At 66.0% G+C, this 23103-nt stretch carries 18 protein-coding genes; 17 read left to right on the top strand and 1 reads right to left on the bottom strand.

The genetic code is table 11. The features are described 5' to 3' along the window. Positions 1–356: 356 nt before the first annotated feature. From dnaE to fabZ, 14 genes are all read left to right on the top strand, one after another. Entirely contained in the window at positions 357–3860 is a 3504-nt protein-coding gene (gene dnaE / locus RX330_RS18320) for a DNA polymerase III subunit alpha (RefSeq protein WP_317239337.1), read from the top strand. 113 nt (positions 3861–3973) lie between these two features. Then, entirely contained in the window at positions 3974–4717 is a 744-nt protein-coding gene (locus RX330_RS18325; protein WP_317239338.1) for a carbonic anhydrase, read from the top strand. Positions 4718–4983: 266 nt separating this feature from the next. Continuing rightward, positions 4984–7635, top strand: a complete 2652-nt coding sequence (locus tag RX330_RS18330) for a caspase domain-containing protein (protein WP_317239339.1) — start codon at positions 4984–4986, stop codon at positions 7633–7635. Positions 7636–7876: 241 nt separating this feature from the next. Next, positions 7877–8872, top strand: a complete 996-nt coding sequence (locus RX330_RS18335) for a 30S ribosomal protein S2 (protein WP_212089996.1) — start codon at positions 7877–7879, stop codon at positions 8870–8872. 131 nt (positions 8873–9003) lie between these two features. Further along, on the top strand, positions 9004–9927 hold the full coding sequence (gene tsf, locus RX330_RS18340; RefSeq protein WP_317239340.1) for a translation elongation factor Ts: 924 nt from the start codon (positions 9004–9006) through the stop codon (positions 9925–9927). 60 nt (positions 9928–9987) lie between these two features. Then, positions 9988–10704, top strand: coding sequence for a UMP kinase (gene pyrH / locus RX330_RS18345; protein WP_212090048.1), 717 nt, complete (start codon positions 9988–9990; stop codon positions 10702–10704). 66 nt (positions 10705–10770) lie between these two features. Next, positions 10771–11334 (top strand): ribosome recycling factor, encoded by a 564-nt coding sequence (gene frr, locus RX330_RS18350; RefSeq protein WP_212090051.1) that lies wholly within the window; start codon positions 10771–10773, stop codon positions 11332–11334. Positions 11335–11344: 10 nt separating this feature from the next. Beyond that, entirely contained in the window at positions 11345–12103 is a 759-nt protein-coding gene (locus RX330_RS18355) for an isoprenyl transferase (RefSeq protein ID WP_212090064.1), read from the top strand. After that, positions 12100–12942, top strand: coding sequence for a phosphatidate cytidylyltransferase (locus RX330_RS18360; protein WP_317239341.1), 843 nt, complete (start codon positions 12100–12102; stop codon positions 12940–12942). The genes RX330_RS18355 and RX330_RS18360 overlap by 4 nt, the downstream gene beginning before the upstream one ends. A 4-nt stretch (positions 12943–12946) precedes the next feature. Then, the gene (dxr, locus tag RX330_RS18365; RefSeq protein WP_317239342.1) at positions 12947–14170 is read left to right on the top strand and encodes a 1-deoxy-D-xylulose-5-phosphate reductoisomerase; all 1224 of its coding nucleotides are present in this window, start codon (positions 12947–12949) and stop codon (positions 14168–14170) included. Positions 14171–14214: 44 nt separating this feature from the next. Next, positions 14215–15366, top strand: a complete 1152-nt coding sequence (rseP, locus tag RX330_RS18370) for an RIP metalloprotease RseP (protein WP_212090074.1) — start codon at positions 14215–14217, stop codon at positions 15364–15366. Positions 15367–15542: 176 nt separating this feature from the next. Beyond that, positions 15543–18065, top strand: a complete 2523-nt coding sequence (gene bamA, locus RX330_RS18375) for an outer membrane protein assembly factor BamA (protein ID WP_212090077.1) — start codon at positions 15543–15545, stop codon at positions 18063–18065. A gap of 125 nt (positions 18066–18190) precedes the next feature. Then, entirely contained in the window at positions 18191–19258 is a 1068-nt protein-coding gene (gene lpxD, locus RX330_RS18380; RefSeq protein WP_212090081.1) for a UDP-3-O-(3-hydroxymyristoyl)glucosamine N-acyltransferase, read from the top strand. Continuing rightward, positions 19255–19716 (top strand): 3-hydroxyacyl-ACP dehydratase FabZ, encoded by a 462-nt coding sequence (gene fabZ, locus RX330_RS18385; protein WP_018320213.1) that lies wholly within the window; start codon positions 19255–19257, stop codon positions 19714–19716. The genes lpxD and fabZ overlap by 4 nt, the downstream gene beginning before the upstream one ends. Positions 19717–19734: 18 nt before the next feature. Here fabZ and RX330_RS18390 read toward each other — a convergent pair whose 3' ends face one another. After that, positions 19735–20058 (bottom strand): KTSC domain-containing protein, encoded by a 324-nt coding sequence (locus RX330_RS18390; RefSeq protein ID WP_317239343.1) that lies wholly within the window; start codon positions 20056–20058, stop codon positions 19735–19737. 175 nt (positions 20059–20233) lie between these two features. On the opposite strand from RX330_RS18390, the gene lpxA reads away from it, so the two are divergent. Genes lpxA through lpxB form a run of 3 tightly spaced genes read left to right on the top strand, consistent with a single transcriptional unit; the run spans position 20234 to position 23083 of the window. Continuing rightward, positions 20234–21025: an acyl-ACP--UDP-N-acetylglucosamine O-acyltransferase gene (gene lpxA / locus RX330_RS18395; protein ID WP_317239344.1), complete on the top strand. Its 792-nt coding sequence runs from the start codon at positions 20234–20236 to the stop codon at positions 21023–21025. Between the two features lie 19 nt (positions 21026–21044). Next, on the top strand, positions 21045–21902 hold the full coding sequence (locus RX330_RS18400) for an LpxI family protein (RefSeq protein WP_317243924.1): 858 nt from the start codon (positions 21045–21047) through the stop codon (positions 21900–21902). Further along, on the top strand, positions 21899–23083 hold the full coding sequence (lpxB, locus tag RX330_RS18405) for a lipid-A-disaccharide synthase (protein ID WP_317239345.1): 1185 nt from the start codon (positions 21899–21901) through the stop codon (positions 23081–23083). The genes RX330_RS18400 and lpxB overlap by 4 nt, the downstream gene beginning before the upstream one ends. The last annotated feature ends 20 nt before the right edge of the window (positions 23084–23103 follow it).

Raw genomic sequence — 23103 nt, forward strand, 5'->3', positions numbered from 1 at the left:
TTCTTCATACGTTCTAGCAAAGGAGCGAGATCATGTTCAAGATTTTCGTGGAAGAAGCGGCTGCCCTGGCCTCGATCACGCTGTTCGTGGGGATGATTGCGATCTGGGCCCAGGTCATACCGCAGCTTTGATTCCGCCCGTCTCGGGCAGGCGGTTTTGGAAACCTGTGCTCCTCCTTCGGTGGCCCTGGGGAAAAGCGGGAGGACGCGGTCAATCGGCCGCTGCGGCGTGGACTCTGACGCTGCGACACCTCACCATTGTGAGGCGAGTCGGCAGAGCAGGCAGATGGCGAGAGCATGATGCCTTGAAGAGCCGGCAACCGCTCCATCCCATCTGCAAGAGGCCGTCACGCGACCATGCCGAGCGCCGGATTTGTTCACCTTCACGTTCACTCGGCCTATTCGCTGCTCAAGGGCTCGATCAAGATCGCCAAGCTCGCCGAGCTTGCCAAGAAGGATCACCAACCGGCCCTGGCGCTGACGGACACCGACAATCTGTTCGGTGCGCTGGAGTTCTCCGACAAGATGGCGGGCTCCGGTATCCAGCCGATCGTCGGCTGCGAGCTGGCGGTCGATTTCGGTGATCAGGATCCGAACGCGCGCAACGCGATGGGGCCCTCGCGCGTGGTGCTGCTGGCGGCGCAGGAGCGCGGCTATCGCAGCCTGATGCGGCTGAACTCGCGCGCGTTCCTCGAATCGCCGGACAGCCATGCGCCCTTCGTCAAACTCGACTGGTTCGACGGGGAGACAGAAGGCCTGATCGCGCTGACGGGCGGACCGGACGGGCCGGTCTCGCTGGCGCTGGCCGGCGGCCATGCCGAACTCGCCGCGCAGCGCTGCGAGCGTCTGGCCGGCCTGTTCGGCGACCGCCTCTACATCGAATTGCAGCGCCACAACACCGACAAGGAGCGGCGTGTCGAAAGCGGCCTGATCGACATGGCCTACGCCAAGGGATTGCCGCTGGTTGCGACCAACGAGCCGTATTTCGCCTCGACCGACGATTACGAAGCGCATGACGCGCTGCTGTGCATCGCCGGCGGTCGGCTGATCGCCGAGACCGAGCGGGAGCAGCTCACGCCCGATCACCGTTTCAAGACCCGCGCCGAGATGGCGGTGCTGTTCGCCGACATTCCGGAGGCGCTGGCCTCGACGGTGGAGATCGCCGAGCGCTGCTCCTTCCGCCCCATGACGCGCAAGCCGATCCTGCCGTTCTTCACTGTCGGCGCCGCGCAGAGCTCGGACGCTGCAGCGGTCGAGTCGGCGGAATTGAAGCGCCAGGCGGAGGCGGGGCTTGCCAACCGCCTCAGCGTCCACGGCCTGTCCCAGGGCACCACGGAAGAAGACTACAACAAGCGCCTGGCGTTCGAGCTCGACGTCATCATGCGCATGAAATACGCGGGCTACTTCCTGATCGTGTCCGACTTCATCAAATGGGCGAAGAGCCAAGGCATTCCGGTCGGGCCGGGCCGCGGCTCCGGCGCAGGGTCGCTGGTCGCCTGGGCGCTGACCATCACCGACCTCGACCCGATCAAGTTCGGCCTGCTGTTCGAGCGCTTCCTCAATCCCGAGCGCGTCTCGATGCCGGACTTCGACATCGACTTCTGCCAGGATCGCCGCGGCGAAGTGATCAGTTACGTGCAGCAGCGCTACGGCCGCGACCAGGTCGCGCAGATCATCACCTTCGGGACGCTGCAGGCGCGCGGTGTGCTGCGCGACGTCGGCCGCGTCCTGCAAATGCCTTACGGGCAGGTCGACAAGCTCACAAAACTCGTGCCGCAGAATCCGGCCGCGCCGGTGACGCTGGCCGCCGCGATCGAGAGCGAGCCAAAGCTCCAGGCGTTTCGCGATGAAGATCCGGTGGTGGCACGCGCCTTCGACATCGCCCAGCGCCTGGAAGGCCTGACGCGCCACGCCTCGACCCATGCGGCCGGCATCGTGATCGGCGATCGTCCCCTGAGCGAGCTCGTGCCGCTCTACCGCGATCCCAAATCCGACATGCCGGTGACCCAGTTCAACATGAAATGGGTCGAGCCGGCCGGCCTCGTGAAGTTCGACTTCCTTGGCCTGAAGACGCTCACCGTGCTCGACGTCGCGTGCAAACTCTTGAAGCCGCGCAACATCCATGTCGATCTTGCGACGCTGCCGATCGACGATGCCGAGAGCTACCAGATGCTGGCCCGCGGCGAGGTGGTCGGCGTGTTCCAGGTTGAAAGCCAGGGCATGCGGCGCGCGCTGGTCGACATGCGCCCGGACCGTTTCGAGGACATCATCGCGCTGGTGGCGCTGTATCGGCCGGGCCCGATGGCGAACATCCCGACCTATTGCGCGCGCAAGCACGGCGACGAGGAGCCGGAATATCTGCATCCCGTGCTGGAGCCGATCCTGAAAGAGACCTTCGGCGTCATCATCTACCAGGAACAGGTGATGCAGATCGCGCAGGTGATGTCGGGCTACTCGCTCGGCGACGCCGACCTCCTGCGCCGCGCCATGGGCAAGAAGATCCGCGCCGAGATGGACAAGCAGCGCGACATCTTCGTCGCAGGCGCGGTCAAGAACGGCGTCCCGAAGGGACAGGCCGAGACCATCTTCGAGCTGCTCGCCAAGTTCGCGGACTACGGCTTCAACAAGAGCCACGCGGCGGCCTATGCGCTGGTGTCCTACCACACCGCCTACATGAAGGCGCATTATCCGGTGGAGTTCATCGCGGCGTCGATGACGCTCGATCTCAACAACACGGACAAGCTCTCCGAATTCCGCTCGGAGGCGCAGCGCCTCGGCATCAAGGTCGAGCCGCCGAACATCAACCGCTCCGGCGCGACATTCGAGGTCGGCGAGAAGACGATCTACTACGCGCTCGCAGCGCTCAAGGGCGTCGGCATCCAGGCGATCGAGCAGATCATCGAGGAGCGCACCAAGCGGGGATTGTTCACCTCGCTCGCCGACTTTGCCGCACGGGTCAATCCGCGCGCGATCAACAAGCGCATCATCGAAAGTCTCGCGGCCGCCGGCGCCTTCGACACGCTGGAGTCGAACCGCGCCCGCGTCTTCGCCGGCGCGGACTCGATCCTGGCCGCCTGCCAGCGCGCGCATCAAGCCGAAACCATCGGCCAGAACGACATGTTCGGGATGTCGGCGGATGCACCGACCATCATGCTGCCGCAGATCGAGCCGTGGCTGCCGGCCGAAAAGCTCCGCCGCGAATACGACGCCGTCGGCTTCTTCCTGTCGGGCCATCCGCTCGACGATTACGCCACCGTGCTGAAGCGGCTGCGGGTGCAGAGCTGGGCGGAATTCTCGCGCGCGGTGAAAACCGGCGCCACCGCCGGCAAGGTCGCGGCCACCGTGGTCTCGCGCATGGAGCGGCGCACAAAGACCGGCAACAAGATGGGCATCATGGGACTTTCGGATCCCACGGGCCATTTCGAGGCGGTGCTGTTCTCCGAAGGCCTCGCGCAATATCGCGACGTGCTGGAGCCGGGCGCCGCCGTGCTGCTGCAGCTCGGCGCCGAGCTCCAGGGCGAAGACGTCCGCGCCCGCGTGCTGCACGCCGAACCGCTGGATGATGCCGCCGCCAAGACGCAGAAGGGGCTGCGCATCTTCCTGCGCGACACCAAGCCGCTGGACTCGATCGCCAAGCGTCTGGCGAATCCCGACATCGCGGCATCGAACGGCGCCGCGCCAAAGATCGGCAGTCCGGCCATCGCGCCGCGCTCCAATGGCGACGGCGAGGTCTCGCTGGTGATGATGCTCGACCTCGAGACCGAGGTCGAGATGAAGCTGCCCGGCCGCTTCAAGGTCTCGCCGCAGATCGCCGGCGCGATCAAGGCGGTCGCGGGCGTAGTGGACGTGCAGCAGATCTGACGCTTGCGCGCATTGCCGCAAACCAAAGCTTAACTAACAAGGTCACGCATGGTTTCGAAGTCTGCCGGCTACAGCTATCAGTTGTTCCCGGCGGGAACCAAGGAAGACGAATCATGTGTGACAAATGCTCTGAAAATCTGGATCAATCGCTGGCGACGTCCCGGCGCTCGATGATGCTTCTTGCCGCCTCGGCGCTGGGCGCAGCGGCCTTTGGCGGGGGCGCATCGGCCAAGGAGGCGAAGGCGCCGCCGAAGCCCCAGAACGTGCTGTCGCCCGATGCGGCGCTCAAGCGGTTGATGGAGGGCAATTCGCGCTATGTGTCGGGTGTGTCGCGCCGGCACGATTTCAAGCACGAGCGCGAGGCACTGGTCGGCGGTCAGAATCCGTACGCGGCCGTGTTGAGCTGCGCCGATTCGCGTATCGCGCCAGAATATGCCTTCGACAGCGGACGCGGTGATCTGTTCGTGTGCCGCGTCGCCGGAAACTTTGCCGGCGATGAGACCGTTGCGAGCATGGAGTACACCGTCGCCGTGCTCGGCACGCCCCTGATCCTGGTGCTCGGCCATGACAATTGCGGCGCCGTCGACGCGACGATCAAGTCGCTGAAGGACGACAAGCCGCTGCCGGGGCACATCCCGACGCTGGTTTCCGCGATCGCGCCGTCGGTGAAGGCGGCGGCCCAGCAGAGCGGGAACGCGCTCGACAACGCCATTCGTCAGAACGTCCTCGACAACGTCGCCAAACTGAAGTCGGCCGCCCCGATCCTCAACGCAGCGGTCGAGCAGGGCAAGCTCAAGGTGCTCGGCGGCATCTATCGTTTGAGCACCGGGACCGTCGAGTTGCTTGCCCAGAGCTGAGCCCGACTCCCGGGCTACCGGAGCCAGGCGGCCGCGCCTCTGCCGTTGAAGGGCGGCCGCCAGGGCGGGACTTGAAGGAGCCTCGCGCAGTTTCCAGGCTGCGCCGAGGCTGGCTTGAGGGTGGCACAAGGCTGACCTCGGGCCGACGCCGGTCGCGGCGTGGCCACGCCAACGCCTCAATCCGCGCCTTTCGTTCAACCGCCGTTCAGGCGGCCGAGCGCCTCATGCGCGGTGGCACCTCAACTGGAATAATGGGCAAGTAAACCATGCGTGCGACGCTCAGGATCTTTATCTGCCTTTTCCTGCCGATCGTGATCGTTGCCGCCGGCGCGCCGGGACCAGTACGCGCCCAGCACCAGGAGAAGCGCATCGCGCTCGTGGTCGGCAACGGCGCCTACGCCAAGTCGCCGCTGGCGACGACCGCGAACGATGCCGGCCTGATCGCCCAGACGCTGCAGGCGGCGGGCTTCGACGTGGTCGGCGCGCGCGATCTCGACGGCGACACGCTGCGCAAGAGCTTTCGCGATTTCGTCCAAAAGGCGCAGGCGTCCGGACCTGGCACGGTCGCGATGGTCTATCTGGCCGGCTACGGCGTGCAGCTTGCCGGCGAGAACTATTTCATCCCGGTCGATTCCAACATCACCCGCGACACCGACATCCCGACCGAGGCCCTGCGCATCAGCGACTACGCGCGCCAGCTCGCCGCCATCCCGCTCAAGGCCAACATCGTCGTGCTCGACGCCGCCCGAGCGCAGCCCTTCATCGAGGGTGGCCAGCCGATCGCCAGCGGGCTGGCGCTGGTCGAACCCGACGCGAACATGCTGATCGCCTTCAACGCCGCGCCCGGCACGGCGGCGCCGGAGGAGGCGGGGCCCTACGGCATCTACGCCCAGTCGCTGGCGGAGATGATCCGCACCGGCGGCCTGCCGTTGGCCGAGGTATTCGATCGCGTCCGCCTGCGCGTCAACGAGGCCAGCAAGGGCGCGCAAGTGCCCTGGAACGAGCAGAAGATCACGGCCCCGTTTTCGTTCTTCGAACGTGGGCCGGACGCGCCGCCGGAGGCCGCGAACGACCAGGTCGCCGCGATCCGGAGTAAGCCGATCCGCGATCTCGGCGTGCAGGATGCCTATGCCGCCGCGCTCGAGCGCGACACGCTGCCGGCCTATGAGGAATTCCTCGCGGCCTATCCCGGTGATCCGCTCGCCAAGCGCGTCAGGGCGATCGCGGCGGCGCGCCGCGAGGCGATCACGTGGCGGCGGACCTACCGCACCGACACGCCGGAGGCCTATTGGTCGTATCTGCGCCGCTATCCGCGCGGGCCCCATGCGGCGGATGCGCGTCGGCGCCTGGCGATCCTCACCGCGCCGCCCGAGCCCCCGCCAACCTTCGCGATGATCGATTACGACGTGCCGCCACCGCCGGCGGAGGAGGTCTTCTATGTCGATCGCCCCGTGCTGTATTTCGGCGATCCTGATTTCGGCTTCGCGCCGCCACCGCCGCCGCCGGTCTATTATCTGCCGCCGCCGCCGCCGGATTTCGTCGTGCTGTCGCCGCCGCTGCCCGTGATCGGCCTGTTCGTGCTGCCGCAGCCAGTGTTCGTGCCGATCCCTGTGTTCGTCAGGCCGCCGGTGTATGTCGCGCCGCCGCCGAACAACATCATCTACCAGAACATCCACAACACCACGGTCATCAACACCGTGATCAATCGCCCGCCGCCTCCGCCGACGGGCGCGGGGCCCGCGCTCGGCAATCTGGCGCCGGCCGTCGCCGGCCGCGCCAACCCGGCGGGTCCGGCGGTGCCGCAGGCCGTCGTCCAGCGCGCTACCCTGATCCAGCAGGGCAAAGCGCCGATGCCGCCGAGCTCGACCATTCAGCCGACGGCAAGGCCCGGTATCGCGGCACCGGGGCCGGCCAATGTCGCTCCCGCCGCAATTGCGCAGCCGCCGGTCGGAGCCAAGCCGCCGCAGGCCAATACCTTGCCGGCGCCAAGCATTCCTGGCGCGCCACCGGCCGGGGCAGGGGCGGCGCCCGGCGCTGTCACGCCCGGCGGTACACCGAGCCCGACCGCCACGGCCCCGGCCGGCAATGCTGCCGTGACCCCGCAAGCACCGGCACCTGCCAAGCTGCCGCAGGCCGATAAGCTGCCGCAGGCTAATACGTTGCCGACGCCCGGCACCCCGGGGGGGCCGCCGCCTCCGGCAAGGCCAGGGGGCGGGCCCGGCGCTGCACCGTCGCAGGGCAAGCCCGTTGCGACGACCACGCCGCCCGCCGGCACGATCCCCCCGGCGCAGCCAAACGCTGCAACAACTCCGGCGCCTAACCAGCCGGTCCCGGGAGGTGCGCCGGCGCCATCCGCTGGGCTGCCCAGGCCCGGTGCATCGCCGCCATCCGCGACTGATCCCCGCGGCCGGCCGGGCGGCGCCCAGCCGGGCGTTTTGCCGTCCCCGAGCACGGCCGGTAGACCGGCGATCCCGACGCCGGTCAGGCCGGCGACGCCTCCACCGCCGCCCGTAGCAGCGCGGGAGCCTTCCAGGATTCAGGATCACCGGCCCGCTCCGCCACCGCAGGCGGCCAGGCCCGCCTCGCCCGCAGCGCCTCCGCAAGCTCTGGCCAGACCGACGCCGCCGCCACGCGTCGCACCACCTCCGCCGCCGCGTGCAGCGCCTCCGCCCGTAGCGGCGCGACCTGCAGCCCCGCCGCCTATGGCCCGGCCCGCACCGCCGCCTCCAATGGCGCGGCCGGCGCCACCACCGCCGCCGCCGATGGCGCGGCCTGCGCCGCCGCCACCTCCCGTGGCACGGCCGGCTCCGCCTCCCATGGCCGCCGCACCGCCGCGTATGGCAGCACCGCCGCCACAGCCAGCGCGACCGGCCGGACCGGCACCAAGGGGTTGCCCGCCCGGCCAGCCCAGGTGTTAGGCGATAGGTGTTAGGCGATGGGCGCTAGGCCATCGGTGCCAGCCATCGGGCGCCGGGAAGCGACCGAGGCTTTCAGGCGCCCGGATCGGCCGTTATTTCCTTGCTTCTGGCCGAAATGGCGCTATATAGCGCGCCATCTCACACGGAAACATGGCTCGCAAGGCCGTCCGGTGGCAACCGGGGCGAGGACGCTCCGTCTTGCTCACACGTTTCCGGAGGAACCAACCGGAGAATTAGAACGATGGCACTACCCGATTTCACTATGCGTCAGCTGCTCGAAGCTGGCGTGCACTTTGGTCACCAGTCTCACCGCTGGAATCCGAAAATGGCCCCCTTCATTTTCGGTGCTCGCAACAACATCCACATCGTCGACCTCGCGCAGACCGTGCCGATGCTGCACACGGCATTGCAGGCGGTCAGCGACACCGTCGCCAAGGGCGGCCGTATCCTGTTCGTCGGCACCAAGCGCCAGGCGCAGGATGGCGTCGCGGACGCTGCCAAGCGCTGCGCGCAGTATTTCGTCAATTCGCGCTGGCTCGGCGGCACGCTGACCAACTGGAAGACCATCTCGGCCTCGATCAAGCGCCTGCGTCACCTCGACGACGTGCTGGCCGGCGGCGATGCCAGCTCCTACACCAAGAAGGAACGCCTGACGCTTCAGCGCGAGCGCGACAAGCTCGACCGCTCGCTCGGCGGCATCAAGGACATGGGCGGTCTGCCTGACCTGATCTTCGTGATCGACACCAACAAGGAAGACATCGCGATCCAGGAGGCCCAGCGCCTCAACATCCCGGTCGCCGCGATCGTCGACACCAATTCGGACCCCAAGGGCATCACCTACGTGGTGCCGGGCAATGACGACGCCGGCCGCGCGATCGCGCTCTATTGCGACCTGATCGCGCGCGCGGCGATCGACGGCATCTCGCGCGCCCAGGGCGATTCGGGCATCGACATCGGTGCTTCGGCCAAGCCGATCGCCGAGGAGCTGCCGGCCGCTTCGTCGAGCGGCTTCCAGGGCCTTGCGGGTCCCCGCGGCACCGCCGACGACCTCAAGAAGCTCCCGGGCGTGTCGGGTACGATCGAGAAGAAGTTCAACGACCTCGGCATCTTCCATTACTGGCAGCTCGCCGAGCTCGATCACGACACCGCGCACAAGATCGGCGAAGAAGTCGGTCTGCCCAGCCGTGCGGATGCCTGGGTGGCCAAGGCCAAGGCGCTGACCGCGGAAGCGGAATAGTCAAAAAGAGCGATGGATTGGCCGGATAGGATCCGGCCACCGTTTCAGTTGACGCGAATCCCTGAGATGGACCGCGGCGAGGCGATCAGGCCGCGCCGCGGCGAACCGGCAGGCACAAAGGATTTTCAACGATGGCAACGATCACAGCTGCGATGGTCAAGGACCTGCGCGAGTCGACCGGCGCAGGCATGATGGACTGCAAGGCCGCGCTGACCGAGAACGACGGTAACATGGAAGCGGCGCAGGATTGGCTGCGCAAGAAGGGTTTGTCCAAGGCCGCCAAGAAGTCGGGCCGCGTCGCGGCCGAGGGTCTGATCGGCGCGCTCACCAAGGGCACCAAGGGCGTCGTGGTCGAGGTCAACTCCGAGACCGATTTCGTCGCGCGCAATGGTCAGTTCCAGGGCCTGGTCAAGATGATCGCCCAGGTCGCATTCGACGTCGGCGCCGATGTCGAGAAGATCAAGGCCGCCAAGGTCGGTGAGGTCACGGTCGAAGCCGCGATCAATGATGCGATCGCCACCATCGGCGAGAACATGACGCTGCGCCGCGCAGCTTCGCTCGAGGTGAGCCAGGGCGTCGTGGCCCATTACGTCCACGGTGCCGTCATCGACGGCGCCGGCAAGATGGGCGTGATCGTGGCGCTGGAATCGGCCGGCAAGGCCGACGAGCTCGCGGCCCTCGGCCGCCAGATCGCGATGCACGTCGCCGCCGCCAACCCGCTGGCGCTCGATCCGTCCGGCCTCGACCCGGCGGTCGTCAAGCGCGAGAAGGACGTGCTCGCCGACAAGTATCGCCAGCAGGGCAAGCCGGAGAACGTGATCGAGAAGATCGTCGAGTCCGGCCTCAAGACCTACTACAAGGAAGTCTGTCTGCTCGAGCAGGCCTTCATCCACGACACCGGCAAGTCGGTGGCGCAGGCGGTGAAGGAGGCCGAGGGCAAGGTCGGCGGCGCTGTGAAGATCGCGGGCTTTGTGCGCTATGCTCTCGGTGAGGGAATCGAGAAGCAGGAAAGCGACTTCGCAGCAGAGGTCGCCGCGGCCAGCGGCAAGAAGTAAGCGCCGGAACGTTCCTTCCGGCGTGCCGCCGGAAGCGGCGCCCGGACAAGGAAAGTGCTCATGACTGATCCGGTCTATCGTCGCGTCGTGATCAAGCTGTCCGGCGAATATCTCGCGGGACAGCAAGGGTTTGGCATCGATCAGCCGACCGTCGACCGGGTTGCGGACGATCTGATCGCGGCTCGCAAGCTCGGCACCGAGGTTGCGGTCGTGATCGGCGGCGGCAATATCGTGCGCGGCGTCGAGGTCTCGGCCCGCGGCGTGTCGCGCCCGACCGGCGACACCATGGGCATGCTCGCCACCATGATGAACTGCCTCGCGCTGGAAGCGGCGATCGAGCGCAAGGGCACGCCGGCGCGCACGCTGTCGGCCTTCGTCATGCCCGAGATTTCCGAGCTGTTCACCCGTACTGCGGCGCACAAATATCTCGCCGAGGGCCGCATCGTTCTGCTTGGCGGCGGCACCGGCAATCCGTTCTTCACCACCGATACGACCGCCGTGCTGCGCGCCGCCGAGATCGGCGCTCAGGCGGTGCTGAAGGCGACCAATGTCGACGGCGTCTACTCGGCGGATCCGAAGAAGGATCCGTCCGCGACGCGGTTCGACCGGCTGAGCCATTCGCAGGCGATCGAGGGCGGCTACAAGGTGATGGATGCGACCGCCTTCGCGCTTGCCCGCGAGACGTCGCTGCCTATCATCGTATTCTCGATCGCGGAGCCGGGGTCGATCGGCGCGATTCTGCGTGGCGGCGGCCACGGAACCATCGTCGCCGGCTGACGGCTCACGGGCGCGCCCTTCGGGAAGGGTGCCGAGCGGTCGCCGGGATTTTGAAGGAGAAACGTGATGCCCACGGGTAATTTCGACCTCAACGAAGTGAAGCGCCGCATGCAGGGCGCCGTCCAGTCCCTCAAACACGAACTCGGCGGTCTGCGGACGGGGCGCGCCTCCGCCTCGATGCTCGATCCGGTGCAGGTCGACGCTTACGGCACTCACATGCCGCTGAATCAGCTCGCCACCGTCAGCGTGCCGGAGCCGCGCCTGATCTCTGTGCAGGTCTGGGACAAGTCGATGGTCAAGGCGGTGGAGAAGGCGATCGTCGATTCCAATCTCGGCCTGTCGCCCGCGACCGAGGGCCAGGTGCTGCGTCTGCGCATCCCCGAGCTCAACGAGGAGCGACGCAAGGAGCTGGTGAAGGTCGCGCACAAATATGCGGAAGCCGCAAAGGTCGCCGCGCGCCACGTCCGCCGCGACGGTCTCGACGTCCTCAAGAAGCTCGAGAAGAATCACGAGATGTCGGAGGACGACCAGAAGCGCCACGCCGACGAGGTGCAGAAGGCGACCGACGGCACTATCGCCGAAATCGACCAGCTGCTGGCCGCCAAGGAAAAAGAAATCCTCACCGTTTAAGGCCGCCTTCATGTCCAACGCCGCCGCGCCCGCAACGGAAGGACCCGATCGGTCCGAGGCGCCCGCACATGTCGCCATCATCATGGATGGCAACGGGCGTTGGGCGGCCGCGCGCGGTCTGCCGCGTGCGGAGGGGCATCGCCGCGGTGTCGAGGCTCTGCGCCGCGTCGTGCGTGCCTCGCACGAGCTCGGCATCCGCTATCTCACCATCTTCTCCTTCTCTTCGGAGAACTGGTCGCGCCCGGCGAGCGAGATCGGCGATCTCTTCGGTCTGCTCCGCCGCTTCATCCGCAACGACCTGGCGAGCCTGCATCGTGACGGCGTCAAGGTCCGCATCATCGGCGAGCGCGAAGGGCTGGAGAGCGACATCTGCGCGCTTTTGAACGAGGCCGAAGAGCTGACACGCGACAACACGCGCCTCACGCTCGTCGTCGCCTTCAATTACGGCTCGCGGCACGAGATCGCGAAGGCGGCGCAGAAGCTCGCCCGTGAGGTCGCGGAAGGGAAGCGCGATCCTGATACGATCGACGCCGAGACGCTCGGGGCGCATCTCGATGCGCCCGATATTCCGGATCCCGATCTCATCATCCGCACCAGCGGCGAGCAGCGCCTGTCCAATTTCCTGATGTGGCAGGCCGCCTATAGCGAGCTCGTGTTCGTGCCGATCCACTGGCCCGATTTCGACAAGGCGGCGCTGGAAAGCGCGATCGCCGAATACGCCAGGCGCGAGCGCCGCTTCGGCGGTCTGGTCGCAAAGACCGCCTCGTGAGCGAACAAGATTCCGCACCGGCGGGCGCCAAGCCTGCCCCAAGCAATCTCGTGATGCGGGTCCTCGCAGCGCTGGTGCTGGCGCCGCTGACCGTTGCGATCGCTTATGCCGGCGGCTGGCTGTGGGCGCTGCTCGTCACTTTGGTCTCGATCGGACTGTTCGCAGAATGGCTGATGGTGGTGGGCGCGGGATCGGCCGCGCTGACCGGGGCAGGGACGGTGGTCATCGCGATGATGGGGGCCGCTGTCGCTTTTGGCGGGCTCAAGACCTCCCTCATCGTCGGCCTCGTCGGCGGCGCGGTCGTGACGCTGATCGCGCGCGGCAAGTTCATTTGGGCGGCGACCGGATTTGCTTATGCAGCGGCGGCGCTGCTCGCCTCGATCCTGCTGCGGAAGGATCTCGCCAACGGTTTCTCCGCATTGATGTTCGTGCTGCTCGTGGTGTGGGCGACCGATATCGGCGGCTATTTCGCCGGCCGCAGCATCGGTGGACCGAAGCTCTGGCCGCGCGTGAGCCCCAAGAAGACCTGGGCGGGCGCTCTCGGCGGCTTTGGCGCGAGCCTCCTGGTTGCGGTCGGCTTCGCCGCTTGCGGGCTCGGAAAGATGGCGCCATTGCTCCTCGTCAGCGCCATCCTCTCGGTGGTGTCGGCGCTGGGCGATCTGTTCGAATCCGCCGTGAAGCGGCGCTTCGGTGTCAAGGATTCCAGTCACTTAATTCCCGGCCATGGCGGGCTTATGGACCGTCTGGACGGCTTTGTCGCCGCCATCCTGGCGGCATGGATTATCGGCTTTCTCCGCCATGGTGTGCATAGCGCCGGAAGCGGTCTTATGGTTTGGTGAGGATATGAGCGCGGTCCCATTGCGTAATAACAGGCTTGCTGCGTCGTCCGTCCGCAGCGTCACGGTTCTCGGCGCCACCGGCTCGATCGGCGACAGCACGATGGATCTGCTGCGCGCCTCGCCAGAGCGCTACCGCGTCGAGGCGCTGACGGCGAACGGCAACGTCGAAGCGCTGGCAAAGCTTGCGAAGGAATTTTCCGCGCGTTACGTCGCTATCGCCGACACCTCCAAGCTCGCCGAGCTCAAGTCCGCACTGGCGGGAACGAGCACGGAATGCGGTGCCGGCGAAAGCGCGGTGATCGAGGCGGGCGCGCGTCCGGCCGATTGGGTCATGGCGGCCGTGAGCGGCGCCGCCGGATTGAAGCCGGCACTGGCTGCGGTCGATCGCGGCGCGCATGTGGCGCTCGCCAACAAGGAATGTCTGGTCTGCGCCGGTGATTTCTTCATGCAGCGCGCGGCCAAGGCGGGAGCCTGCATCCTGCCGGCCGATTCCGAGCACAACGCGCTGTTCCAGGCGCTCGCTTCAGGCAATCGCGACGAGCTCGTCCGCGTCATCATCACGGCCTCGGGCGGTCCGTTCCGCACCTGGAAGCCGGCGGATATCGAGCAGGCGACCCTCGCACAGGCCCTGAAGCATCCGAACTGGAGCATGGGCCAGAAGATCACGATCGATTCCGCCTCGATGATGAACAAGGGACTCGAGGTGATCGAGGCGTCCTATCTGTTCGCGCTCACGCCCGACGAGATCGATGTTCTCGTTCATCCGCAGTCGATCATCCACGGCATGGTCGAGTTTTCCGACTGCTCGGTGGTGGCCCAGCTCGGTGCGCCCGACATGCGCACCCCGATCGCGCACTGCCTCGGCTGGCCCGATCGCATCAAGGGGCCGGCGGCCAAGCTGGATCTCGCCAAGATCGGCCAGCTGACCTTCGAGGCCCCCGATTTCGAGCGCTTCCCCGGACTTCGGCTGGCTTACGATTCGCTCCGGACGGGGAAGGGGGCGACCACCGTCTATAACGCGGCCAACGAGGTTGCCGTCGCCGCGTTCATCGCCGGCAAGATCCGGTTCGGCGCGATTGCCCGGCTGGTGGAGGCGACACTGGACGACTGGATCCGCGGCGGGAACCCGGCGCCTCTGACCTCCGCCGACGATGCAATCTCTGTTGACCATGTTGCTCGAAATAGGGCTGCCGCCCTATTGCCTCAAATTGCCTTAAAGGCATCCTAGATGGTTCGCGGCCAGGGCCTTGCGGCGCTGGATGAGGGAATTCGATGATCGATTTTTTTGCTCATAGTTTCAATACGTTGAGCCATGGGGTCCTGGGCTACGCCATTCCCTTCCTGTTCGTCCTGACAATCGTCGTGTTCTTTCACGAGCTCGGCCACTTTCTGGTCGCGCGCTGGGCGGGCGTTCGCGTGTTAACTTTCTCGCTCGGTTTCGGACCCGAGCTGGTCGGTTTCAATGACCGCCACGGCACCCGCTGGAAGATCTCGGCCATTCCGCTCGGCGGCTACGTCAAGTTCTTCGGCGACGAGAGCGAGGCATCGACCCCGTCGGCCCAGACGCTCGAGGCCATGACGACCGAGGAGCGCGCCGGCAGCTTCCACCACAAGAAAGTCGGCCCGCGCGCCGCCATCGTCGCGGCCGGCCCGATCGCCAATTTCATTCTGGGTGCGCTGATCTTCGCGGGCATGGCGCTGTACTACGGCAAGCCGAGCACGATCGCGCGCGTTGACGGCGTCGTCGCCGACGGCGCTGCGGCCGCGGCCGGCTTCAAGGTCGGGGACGTCGTTGTTCAGATCGACGGCAAGCCGATCGAGAGCTTTGCGGACATGCAGCGAATCGTTGCGATGAATGCCGGTTCGGCGCTTGCCTTCCAGGTGAAGCGGGACGGTAGCATCGTCTCGCTGACGGCCACCCCGGCGCTGCTCGAGCGCAAGGATCCGTTCGGCAACAGCCACCGGCTCGGTGTGCTCGGCATCGAGCACAAGGCCCAGGCCGGCGAGGCCTCGACCGCGCCGGTCGGCGTCGGCGAGGCGCTCAAGATCGGCGTCGAGCAGGTCTGGTTCATCATCACCAGCACATTCAAGTTCCTGGGAGCGCTGTTCGTTGGTCAGGGCAATCCCAACGAGGTCAGCGGCGTCCTGGGAATCGCGAAGATGTCGGGGCAGGCGGCCAGCGCCGGGTTCCAGTTCGTGATCAATTTGTGCGCAGTGCTGTCGGTGTCGATCGGCCTGTTGAACCTATTCCCGATCCCGCTGCTCGATGGCGGTCACCTTATGTTCTATGCGGCCGAAGTGGCCCGCGGCCGGCCCCTGTCGGAGCGGACTCAGGAGATGGGGTTCCGAATCGGGCTCGGCCTGGTGCTGATGTTGATGGTGTTTGCGACCTACAACGACATCCTGCGGATGGCGGCATCCTGATGGAGGCTTTTTTGTGGCGTTGCTGTTGAGCAACGTCTTGGAATGAAATTGAAATCACGACGCTTTCGGCCGTTTGCGGCGTCGGCGAAATTGGCTACAAGCGGCCTCGACTTGGGGAATCTCCAGACCGGCGTTGGGGTTGGGTCTGGCTCGGAATGATAAGGGCGCGTTGCGCGATGAAGTTTGGACTGCGACTCCGGGGGGGCTTGCTCGCAACCCTGATCATGTTCGGCGCGCCGGTGGTTGCCCCGGTCGGGGCTGTTTTTGTGTCTTCGTCTGCGCTCGCTCAGACCGTTCAGTCGATTTCCGTCGAAGGAAATCGCCGCGTCGAGGTGGAGACGATCCGCTCCTACTTCAAGCCCGGTCCGGGCGGTCGCCTGGATCAAGGCGCCGTCGACGACGGCCTCAAGGCGTTGATCGAGACCGGCCTGTTCCAGGACGTCAGGATCAACCGCGGCGCCGGTGGCCAGATCATCGTCTCGGTGGTGGAAAACCCGGTGATCGGCCGGATCGCCTTCGAGGGCAACAAGAAGATCAAGGACGAACAGCTCACCGCTGAAGTCCAGTCCAAGGCGCGCGGCACCTTCTCCCGCGCCATGGTGCAGTCCGACACGCTGCGAATCGCCGAAATCTATCGCCGGTCGGGCCGCTACGACGTGCGCGTCACGCCCGAAATCATCGAGCAGCCGAACAACCGCGTCGATCTCATCTTCACGGTCGAGGAGGGCGTCAAGACCGGCGTCAAATCGATCGAGTTCGTCGGCAACGTTGCGTTCTCGTCCTATCGTCTCAGGGACATCATCAAGACGCGCGAAACGAACCTGCTGAGCTTCCTCGGCAGCGGCGACGTCTATGATCCCGATCGCGTCGAAGCCGACCGCGACCTGATCCGCCGCTTCTATCTCAAGCACGGTTTCGCCGACGTCCAGGTCGTGGCCGCGCTCACCGAATACGATCCCGAGAAGAAGGGCTTCAACGTCACCTTCAAGATCGAGGAAGGCTTTCAGTACCGCGTTGGCGCGGTCGAATTCCGCTCCAGCATTCCGAACTTCGATCCCAACTCGATGCGCGGCTATTCCCGCGTCAATGCCGGCTCTCTCTACAATGTCGAGTCGGTCGAGAAGTCGGTCGAGGAGATGCAGATCGAGGCCTCGCGGCGCGGCTATGCCTTCGCCGTGGTCCGGCCCGGTGGCGACCGCAACTTCGAGGCGCACACCGTCTCCGTCGTGTTCAACATCGACGAGGGCCCGCGCACCTATATCGAGCGCATCAATCTGCGCGGCAACACGCGCACGCGCGACTACGTGATCCGTCGCGAGTTCGACCTCTCCGAGGGCGATGCCTACAACCGCGCGCTGGTCGACCGTGCCGAGCGGCGCCTGAAGAACCTCGACTATTTCAAGAGCGTGAAGATCACGACGGAGCCCGGCTCGTCGACCGACCGCGTGATCCTGATCGTCGACATGGAAGAGAAATCGACCGGCGACTTCTCGGTCTCGGGCGGTTACTCCACGACGGACGGTGCGCTGGCCGAAGTCTCGGTTGCCGAGCGCAATCTGCTCGGCCGCGGCCTGTTCGCCAAGGCGGCCGTGACCTATGGCCAGTACGCACGCGGCTACTCGCTGTCGTTCGTCGAGCCGTATCTGCTCGACTACCGCGTCGCGCTCGGCCTCGACCTCTATCAGCGCCAGCAGCTGTCCAACAGCTACATCTCCTACGGCACCAAGACGATCGGCTTCTCGCCGCGCCTCGGCTTCTCCCTGCGTGAAGATCTGGCGCTGCAGCTGCGCTACTCGATCTACCAGCAGGAAATCACGCTGCCGGGCTATCTGGCGAACTGTAACAACGACCCGCTCTCCTCGGCGTTCAACCCGAGCCCGGCTTACGCCGCTGCCAATGGCATTAGTCTCGCCTCCACCAACGGCCTCGGCTGCTACAACGACGGCGAAGCCTCGCTGCCGGTGCGCAAGGAGCTTGCCAACGGCAAGACCCTGACCTCCGCGCTCGGCTACACGCTGACCTACAACACGCTCGACAACAACAAGAACCCCACCGATGGTCTGCTCGTCGACTTCCGTCAGGATTTCGCCGGCGTCGGCGGCGACGTCTCCTATCTGAAGTCGGTGATCGACGCGAAGTACTATACGCCGCTGGTGTCCGACATCGTCGGCCTCGTCCGCGTGCAGAGCGGCATGCTGAACAAGATCGGCACCGATCTGCGCATGCTCGACCACTTCCAGATGGGTCCGAATCTGGTTCGCGGTTTTGCCCCGAACGGCATCGGCCCGCGCGATCTGAACCCCTTCGGTAGCCAGGACGCGCTCGGCGGCACCAAGTACTGGGGCGCTTCGCTCGAACTGCAGATGCCGTTCTGGTTCCTGCCGAAGGAAGTGGGTCTGAAGGGCGCGGTGTATGCCGATGCCGGCGGTCTCTACGATTATAAGGGGCCGACGAGCTGGACCACGACCAACGAGGTCAATGCACCCGGCTGTATCCCCTCGAGCATCAATCCGTCCAGCACCGGAACCTGTACCGGCCTCGTCTACGACGACAGCAAGGTGGTTCGGTCCTCGGTCGGTGTCGGCCTGATCTGGCAGTCGCCGTTCGGTCCGCTGCGCTTCGACTACGCCGTGCCGCTCAGCAAGGGCAAGTACGACCGCACGCAGGAGTTCCGGTTCGGCGGCGGCACCACGTTCTAGTTCGATCAGCACGGCACGATCCGGATCGCTGGAGCCGGTTTCCGAAAGGGATCGTGCCATTCCAAGAGATGGGGCATGATGCGGCCTGACCGCTTCATGCCGAAGCCGGACCGCGACGGGGTGGAATGGCGCAGCCGATCTTCTTCACAAAGCCGCCTGCCTCAGCCCTGGCTGACATCGCTACGCTGATTCAGGCGCAGCTGGTCGATCCGGGCAGAGGCGGTAACGTCATCACAGGCCTTGCTTCGCTCGACGAAGCGGGGCCGATGCATTTGGCGTTCTTCGACAATTTGAAATACGCCGACGAGCTCAAGGCGACCAAGGCCGGCGCGTGCCTGGTGAGCCCGCGCTTCGAGGCCCAGGTGCCCGCGCATGTGGCTGTGCTGCGGGTGACGCAACCGTTCCGGGCCTTCGTCAGGCTCGCGCGGGAATGGCACGGCGATGCGCTCAGGCCGCAATCCTGGGTCGGCAATGACGGTATCGCACCGTCCGCGATCATCGATCCCACGGCCCGGCTCGAGGACGGCGTGATCGTCGATCCCCTGGCGGTGATCGGCCCGGATGTCGAGATCGGCAGCGGCACGGTGGTCGGCGCCGGGGCGGTGATCGGTCCCGGGGTCAAGATCGGCCGGGACTGCAATGTCGGTGCCCGTACCGCCATCCAGTGCGCGCTGATCGGCAACGACGTGCTGATCCATCCCGGCTGCTCGATCGGCCAGGACGGTTACGGTTTCATCTTCTTCGGCCCCGAGGGCCATCTGAAGGTGCCGCAGACCGGCCGCGTGCTGATCCAGAACAATGTGGAGGTCGGCGCCGGCACCACCATCGATCGCGGATCCTTGCGCGACACCGTGATCGGGGAGGGCACCAAAATCGACAATCAGGTCCAGATCGGCCACAATGTGACCATCGGCCGGAATTGCCTGCTGGCGGCTCAGATCGGTCTCGCCGGCAGCCTGACCATCGGCGACAACGTTGCGCTGGGAGCCAAGGTTGGCATCAACAACCACCTCAAGATCGGAGATGGGGCCCAGGTCACCGCGATGAGCGGCGTCAAGGACGACATCCCGGCTGGCGGACGCTGGGGTGGCTTCTTTGCCAAACCGACCAAGCAGTGGTTCAAGGAGATCATCGCGGTGGAGCGCCTGGTGCGCGACAGCAAGGCCGATGCGAAGGACGAGGGACGGGAATGACGGCGGAATCACCTGTTAAGTTCGAGCTGGTGGATATCAACGCCATCCTCCAGACCCTGCCGCACCGCTTTCCGATGCTGTTGATCGACCGCGTGATCAACATCCGCGCCGACTACAGCGGCATCGGCATCAAGAACGTCACCTTCAACGAGCCGGCCTTCCAGGGGCATTTCCCGGAGCGCCCGGTCTATCCCGGCGTCATGATGATCGAGGCGATGGCGCAGACCGCTGGCGTGATCGGCATCAAGTCGGTCGAAGGCACGGAGAAACCGCGGGCGGTTTATTTCCTCACCATCGACAAGTGCAAGTTCCGCAAGCCCGTGCTGCCCGGCGACACCATCGAGTACCACATGCGCTCGGTCGGCCGCCGCAAGGCCATGTGGTGGTTTCACGGCGATGCCAAGGTCAACGGGCAGGTGGTTGCGGAAGCCGATGTCGGCGCGATGCTGACGGACTGAGCTGGCGCGGGCCGGGGCTCACGCGTTGCAATCGTAGCGGCCGCCGGCCGCCTCGCGCCTAATATGCCGGTTGAAGAACTGGCCCATGGACGGCGCGCCCAGGAGGCGGTCGACCGTCTCGGCCGCGACGCCGCAATAGCGCGCATAGAAGCCGCCGGTCGCGACGACGAGGTCGTGCTGCGCGCGGTCGTAGCAGACACGTTGAAGCACCGTGCTGCGACTGATGTCGCGGCACTCGAATGTCGCGAGGTCGATCGGGCGGCGATCGCCGGTCTCGACCATCTCGGACACGATCGGTCCGGCTGCGAGCTGTACGAGCAGAAATGCCAGGGCCCTGACCACGCGTGCTGAAGCTCCACATGAAGGTGTTGAGGCGCCGGGAAGGCGCCTCATCCGAACCTTGAAACAGGCAGAGATGATACGTCACTGGACAGATCGGGCATAGTCGCGCTAACCACCGGAAAACTAAGCGACTTCAACACATAGTCAGCGCTTCCTAACGAGTAAGATTGGCTTGATGAGCACAATTGATCCCACCGCACGGGTCGCGGACGGCGCCGTGATCGGCGAGGGCACCGAGATCGGACCCTATTGCATCATCGGCCCGCATGTCGTGATCGGCGCGAACTGCAAGCTGATCGGGCATGTGCACATCACCGCGCAGACCACGATCGGCGACGATTGCACCATCTACCCGTTCGCCTCACTCGGCACGCCGCCGCAGTCGCTCAGCTACCGGGGCGAGCTGACACAGCTCAAGATCGGTTCGGGCTGCACCATCCGCGAATCCGTGACCATGAACGCGGGGACCGTCGCCGGCGGCGGGGTCACCACGGTTGGCGACCGCGGCTATTTCATGAATTGCAGCCATGTCGGCCACGATTGCCATGTCGGCAATGACGTCATCTTCGCGACGTCGGCAACGCTCGGCGGTCATTGCGAGATCGGCGACTTCGTCTTCATCGGCGGGCTGTCCGCCGTGCATCAGTTTACCCGTATCGGGCCGCAGGTCATGGTCGGCGGGGTGTGCGGCGTGCGCGACGACATCATCCCGTTTGGCCTCGCCAACGGCCAATATGCGGTGCTGGAGGGCCTCAACCTGATCGGGATGAAGCGGCGCAAGTTCACCAAGCAGCGGCTGGCGACCGTGCGCGGGTTCTACCAAAAGCTCTTCCACGGCCCCGGCACCTTCGCCGAGCGACTGGAGGCATCAAGGCCGCTCGCGGGCGAGGATCCGGCGATCGCCGAGATCCTCGACTTCATCGGCAAGGGTAAGCGCCCGCTCTGTCTTCCTGCCATCGCGAAGTGATGTCGAGATGGCCGCGGGCATGACATCGGCGGCTTCTGAGACGTCTTCGCCGGTCGGCATCGTCGCCGGCGGCGGCGCGATGCCGTTCGCGGTTGCGGACTCGCTTGCGACGCGCGGCATCACGCCGGTGCTGTTTCCGCTTCGGGGGGCCTGCGATCCGGCGCGGGTGGAGAAATTCCGCCACCGCTGGATTTCGGTCGGCCAGCTCGGCCGCGCGATGCGGCTGTTCCGCGAGGAGGGCTGCCGCGACCTGATCTTCATCGGCACGCTGGTGCGGCCCTCGTTGACCGAAATAAGGTTCGACGTCACGACGCTGCGCCTGCTCGGCAACGTCATCCGCGCCTTCCGCGGCGGCGACGATCATCTCTTGTCCGGTGTCGGCCGCATCCTTGAGCAGGGCGGCTTTCGCATGGTCGGCATCAAGGACGTCGCGCCCGATCTGCTGATGCCCGAGGGCTGCATCAGCCGCGCCTGGCCGAACGACAACAGCAAGACAGACATCGAGCGCGGCCGTGCGGTGCTGACCGCGCTCGGGCCGTTCGATATCGGCCAAGCCGCCGTTGTGATCGACGGACATGTCGTGGCGGTCGAGGACATCGAGGGCACCGACGCGCTGCTCGCGCGCGTCAGGCGGCTGCGCGAAGAGGGGCGCATCCGCGCCGCCGCGGGTCGCGGCGTGCTGGTGAAGGCGCCCAAGAGCGGCCAGGACCTGCGCTTCGATCTGCCGACGATCGGCCCGCGCACGCTCGAAGGTGTTGCCACCGCAGGTCTGGCCGGCATCGCCGTCATCGCCGGCAACACCATCGCCGCCGAGCCGCAGGCGATGATCGCGCTGGCCGACGCGAAATATCTCTTCGTCATTGGTCTGCCGGCGTGATGCAGTCGCGCGATCCCAAGCGCAAGATATTCCTGATCGCCACCGAGGAATCCGGCGACCGGCTCGGCAGTGCCTTGATGAAGGTGCTGCGCCAGCGCCTCGGCGACGGCGTCGAATTCGCAGGCGTCGGCGGCCGCACCATGGCGCGCGAGGGGATGGAATCGCTGTTTCCGATCGAAGAGCTCTCGATCGTCGGCTTCGCCGCGGTCGTGCAGCAATTGCCGAAGATCCTGCGGCTGATCCGCGAGACGGCCGACGCCGTGCTGGAGGCCGCGCCGGACACGCTCGTCATCATCGACAGTCCCGATTTCACCCATCGCGTCGCCCGCCGCGTGCGCGCGAAGAATCCCGCGATCCCCGTCGTCGACTATGTCTCGCCGCAGCTGTGGGCATGGCGGCCGGGACGGGCGCGGACCATGCTCGGCTATGTCGACCACGTCCTTGGTCTCCTGCCGTTCGAGCCGGAGGAATACCGCAAGCTCGGCGGACCGCCGTGCAGCTATGTCGGCCATCCCTTAGTCGAGCAATTGTCCTCGCTGCGGCCGAGCGCCGAGGAGCAGGCGCGCCGTAACAGCGAGCCGCCGGTGCTGCTGGTGCTGCCCGGCAGCCGTCGCAGCGAGGTCAGGCATCATCTCGAAGTGTTCGGTGCAACGCTCGGCCGCCTGAAGGCGGAGGGGCGCGCGTTCGAGCTGATGCTGCCGACCATGCCGCACCTCGAAGCCACCATCCGTGAGGGCATCGCGAGCTGGCCGGTCAAGCCGAGAATCGTGACCGGCGAGAACGAGAAGCGCGCCGCCTTCCGCATCGCTCATGCGGCGCTGGCCAAATCCGGCACTGTGACGCTGGAGCTCGCGCTATCTGGCATTCCGATGGTGACGGCCTACCGCGTCGGCGCCATCGAGGCCTTCATTCTGCGCCGCGCGATCCGCGTCTCCTCGGTGATCCTCGCCAATCTCGTGATCGGAAGGGACGTCATTCCGGAGTACTTGCAGGAGGAGTGCACGCCGGAGAAGCTGGCGCTCGCGCTTCATGACGTGCTGACGGATTCTCCGCTGCGGCGGCGACAGGTCGACGCCTTCGCCCAGCTCGATCAGATCATGTCGACCGGCAACAAGTCACCGAGCGTGCTGGCGGCCGATATTGTGCTCGCCACGATGCGGAAAGGCAGGGGCGTGAGCTAAGGCGTATCGTCAGTTCTATG

Source organism: Bradyrhizobium sp. NDS-1, assembly GCF_032918005.1.
Classification (GTDB): domain Bacteria; phylum Pseudomonadota; class Alphaproteobacteria; order Rhizobiales; family Xanthobacteraceae; genus Bradyrhizobium; species Bradyrhizobium tunisiense.

What these genes read in the sequence shown, in the direction of transcription:
- dnaE (WP_317239337.1), top strand. Translation starts at nt 357, where the DNA reads ATGCCGAGCGCCGGATTTGTTCACCTTCACGTTCACTCGGCCTATTCG.
- RX330_RS18325 (WP_317239338.1), top strand. Translation starts at nt 3,974, where the DNA reads ATGTGTGACAAATGCTCTGAAAATCTGGATCAATCGCTGGCGACGTCC.
- RX330_RS18330 (WP_317239339.1), top strand. Translation starts at nt 4,984, where the DNA reads ATGCGTGCGACGCTCAGGATCTTTATCTGCCTTTTCCTGCCGATCGTG.
- RX330_RS18335 (WP_212089996.1), top strand. Translation starts at nt 7,877, where the DNA reads ATGGCACTACCCGATTTCACTATGCGTCAGCTGCTCGAAGCTGGCGTG.
- tsf (WP_317239340.1), top strand. Translation starts at nt 9,004, where the DNA reads ATGGCAACGATCACAGCTGCGATGGTCAAGGACCTGCGCGAGTCGACC.
- pyrH (WP_212090048.1), top strand. Translation starts at nt 9,988, where the DNA reads ATGACTGATCCGGTCTATCGTCGCGTCGTGATCAAGCTGTCCGGCGAA.
- frr (WP_212090051.1), top strand. Translation starts at nt 10,771, where the DNA reads ATGCCCACGGGTAATTTCGACCTCAACGAAGTGAAGCGCCGCATGCAG.
- RX330_RS18355 (WP_212090064.1), top strand. Translation starts at nt 11,345, where the DNA reads ATGTCCAACGCCGCCGCGCCCGCAACGGAAGGACCCGATCGGTCCGAG.
- dxr (WP_317239342.1), top strand. Translation starts at nt 12,947, where the DNA reads ATGAGCGCGGTCCCATTGCGTAATAACAGGCTTGCTGCGTCGTCCGTC.
- rseP (WP_212090074.1), top strand. Translation starts at nt 14,215, where the DNA reads ATGATCGATTTTTTTGCTCATAGTTTCAATACGTTGAGCCATGGGGTC.
- bamA (WP_212090077.1), top strand. Translation starts at nt 15,543, where the DNA reads ATGAAGTTTGGACTGCGACTCCGGGGGGGCTTGCTCGCAACCCTGATC.
- lpxD (WP_212090081.1), top strand. Translation starts at nt 18,191, where the DNA reads ATGGCGCAGCCGATCTTCTTCACAAAGCCGCCTGCCTCAGCCCTGGCT.
- fabZ (WP_018320213.1), top strand. Translation starts at nt 19,255, where the DNA reads ATGACGGCGGAATCACCTGTTAAGTTCGAGCTGGTGGATATCAACGCC.
- lpxA (WP_317239344.1), top strand. Translation starts at nt 20,234, where the DNA reads ATGAGCACAATTGATCCCACCGCACGGGTCGCGGACGGCGCCGTGATC.
- RX330_RS18400 (WP_317243924.1), top strand. Translation starts at nt 21,045, where the DNA reads ATGACATCGGCGGCTTCTGAGACGTCTTCGCCGGTCGGCATCGTCGCC.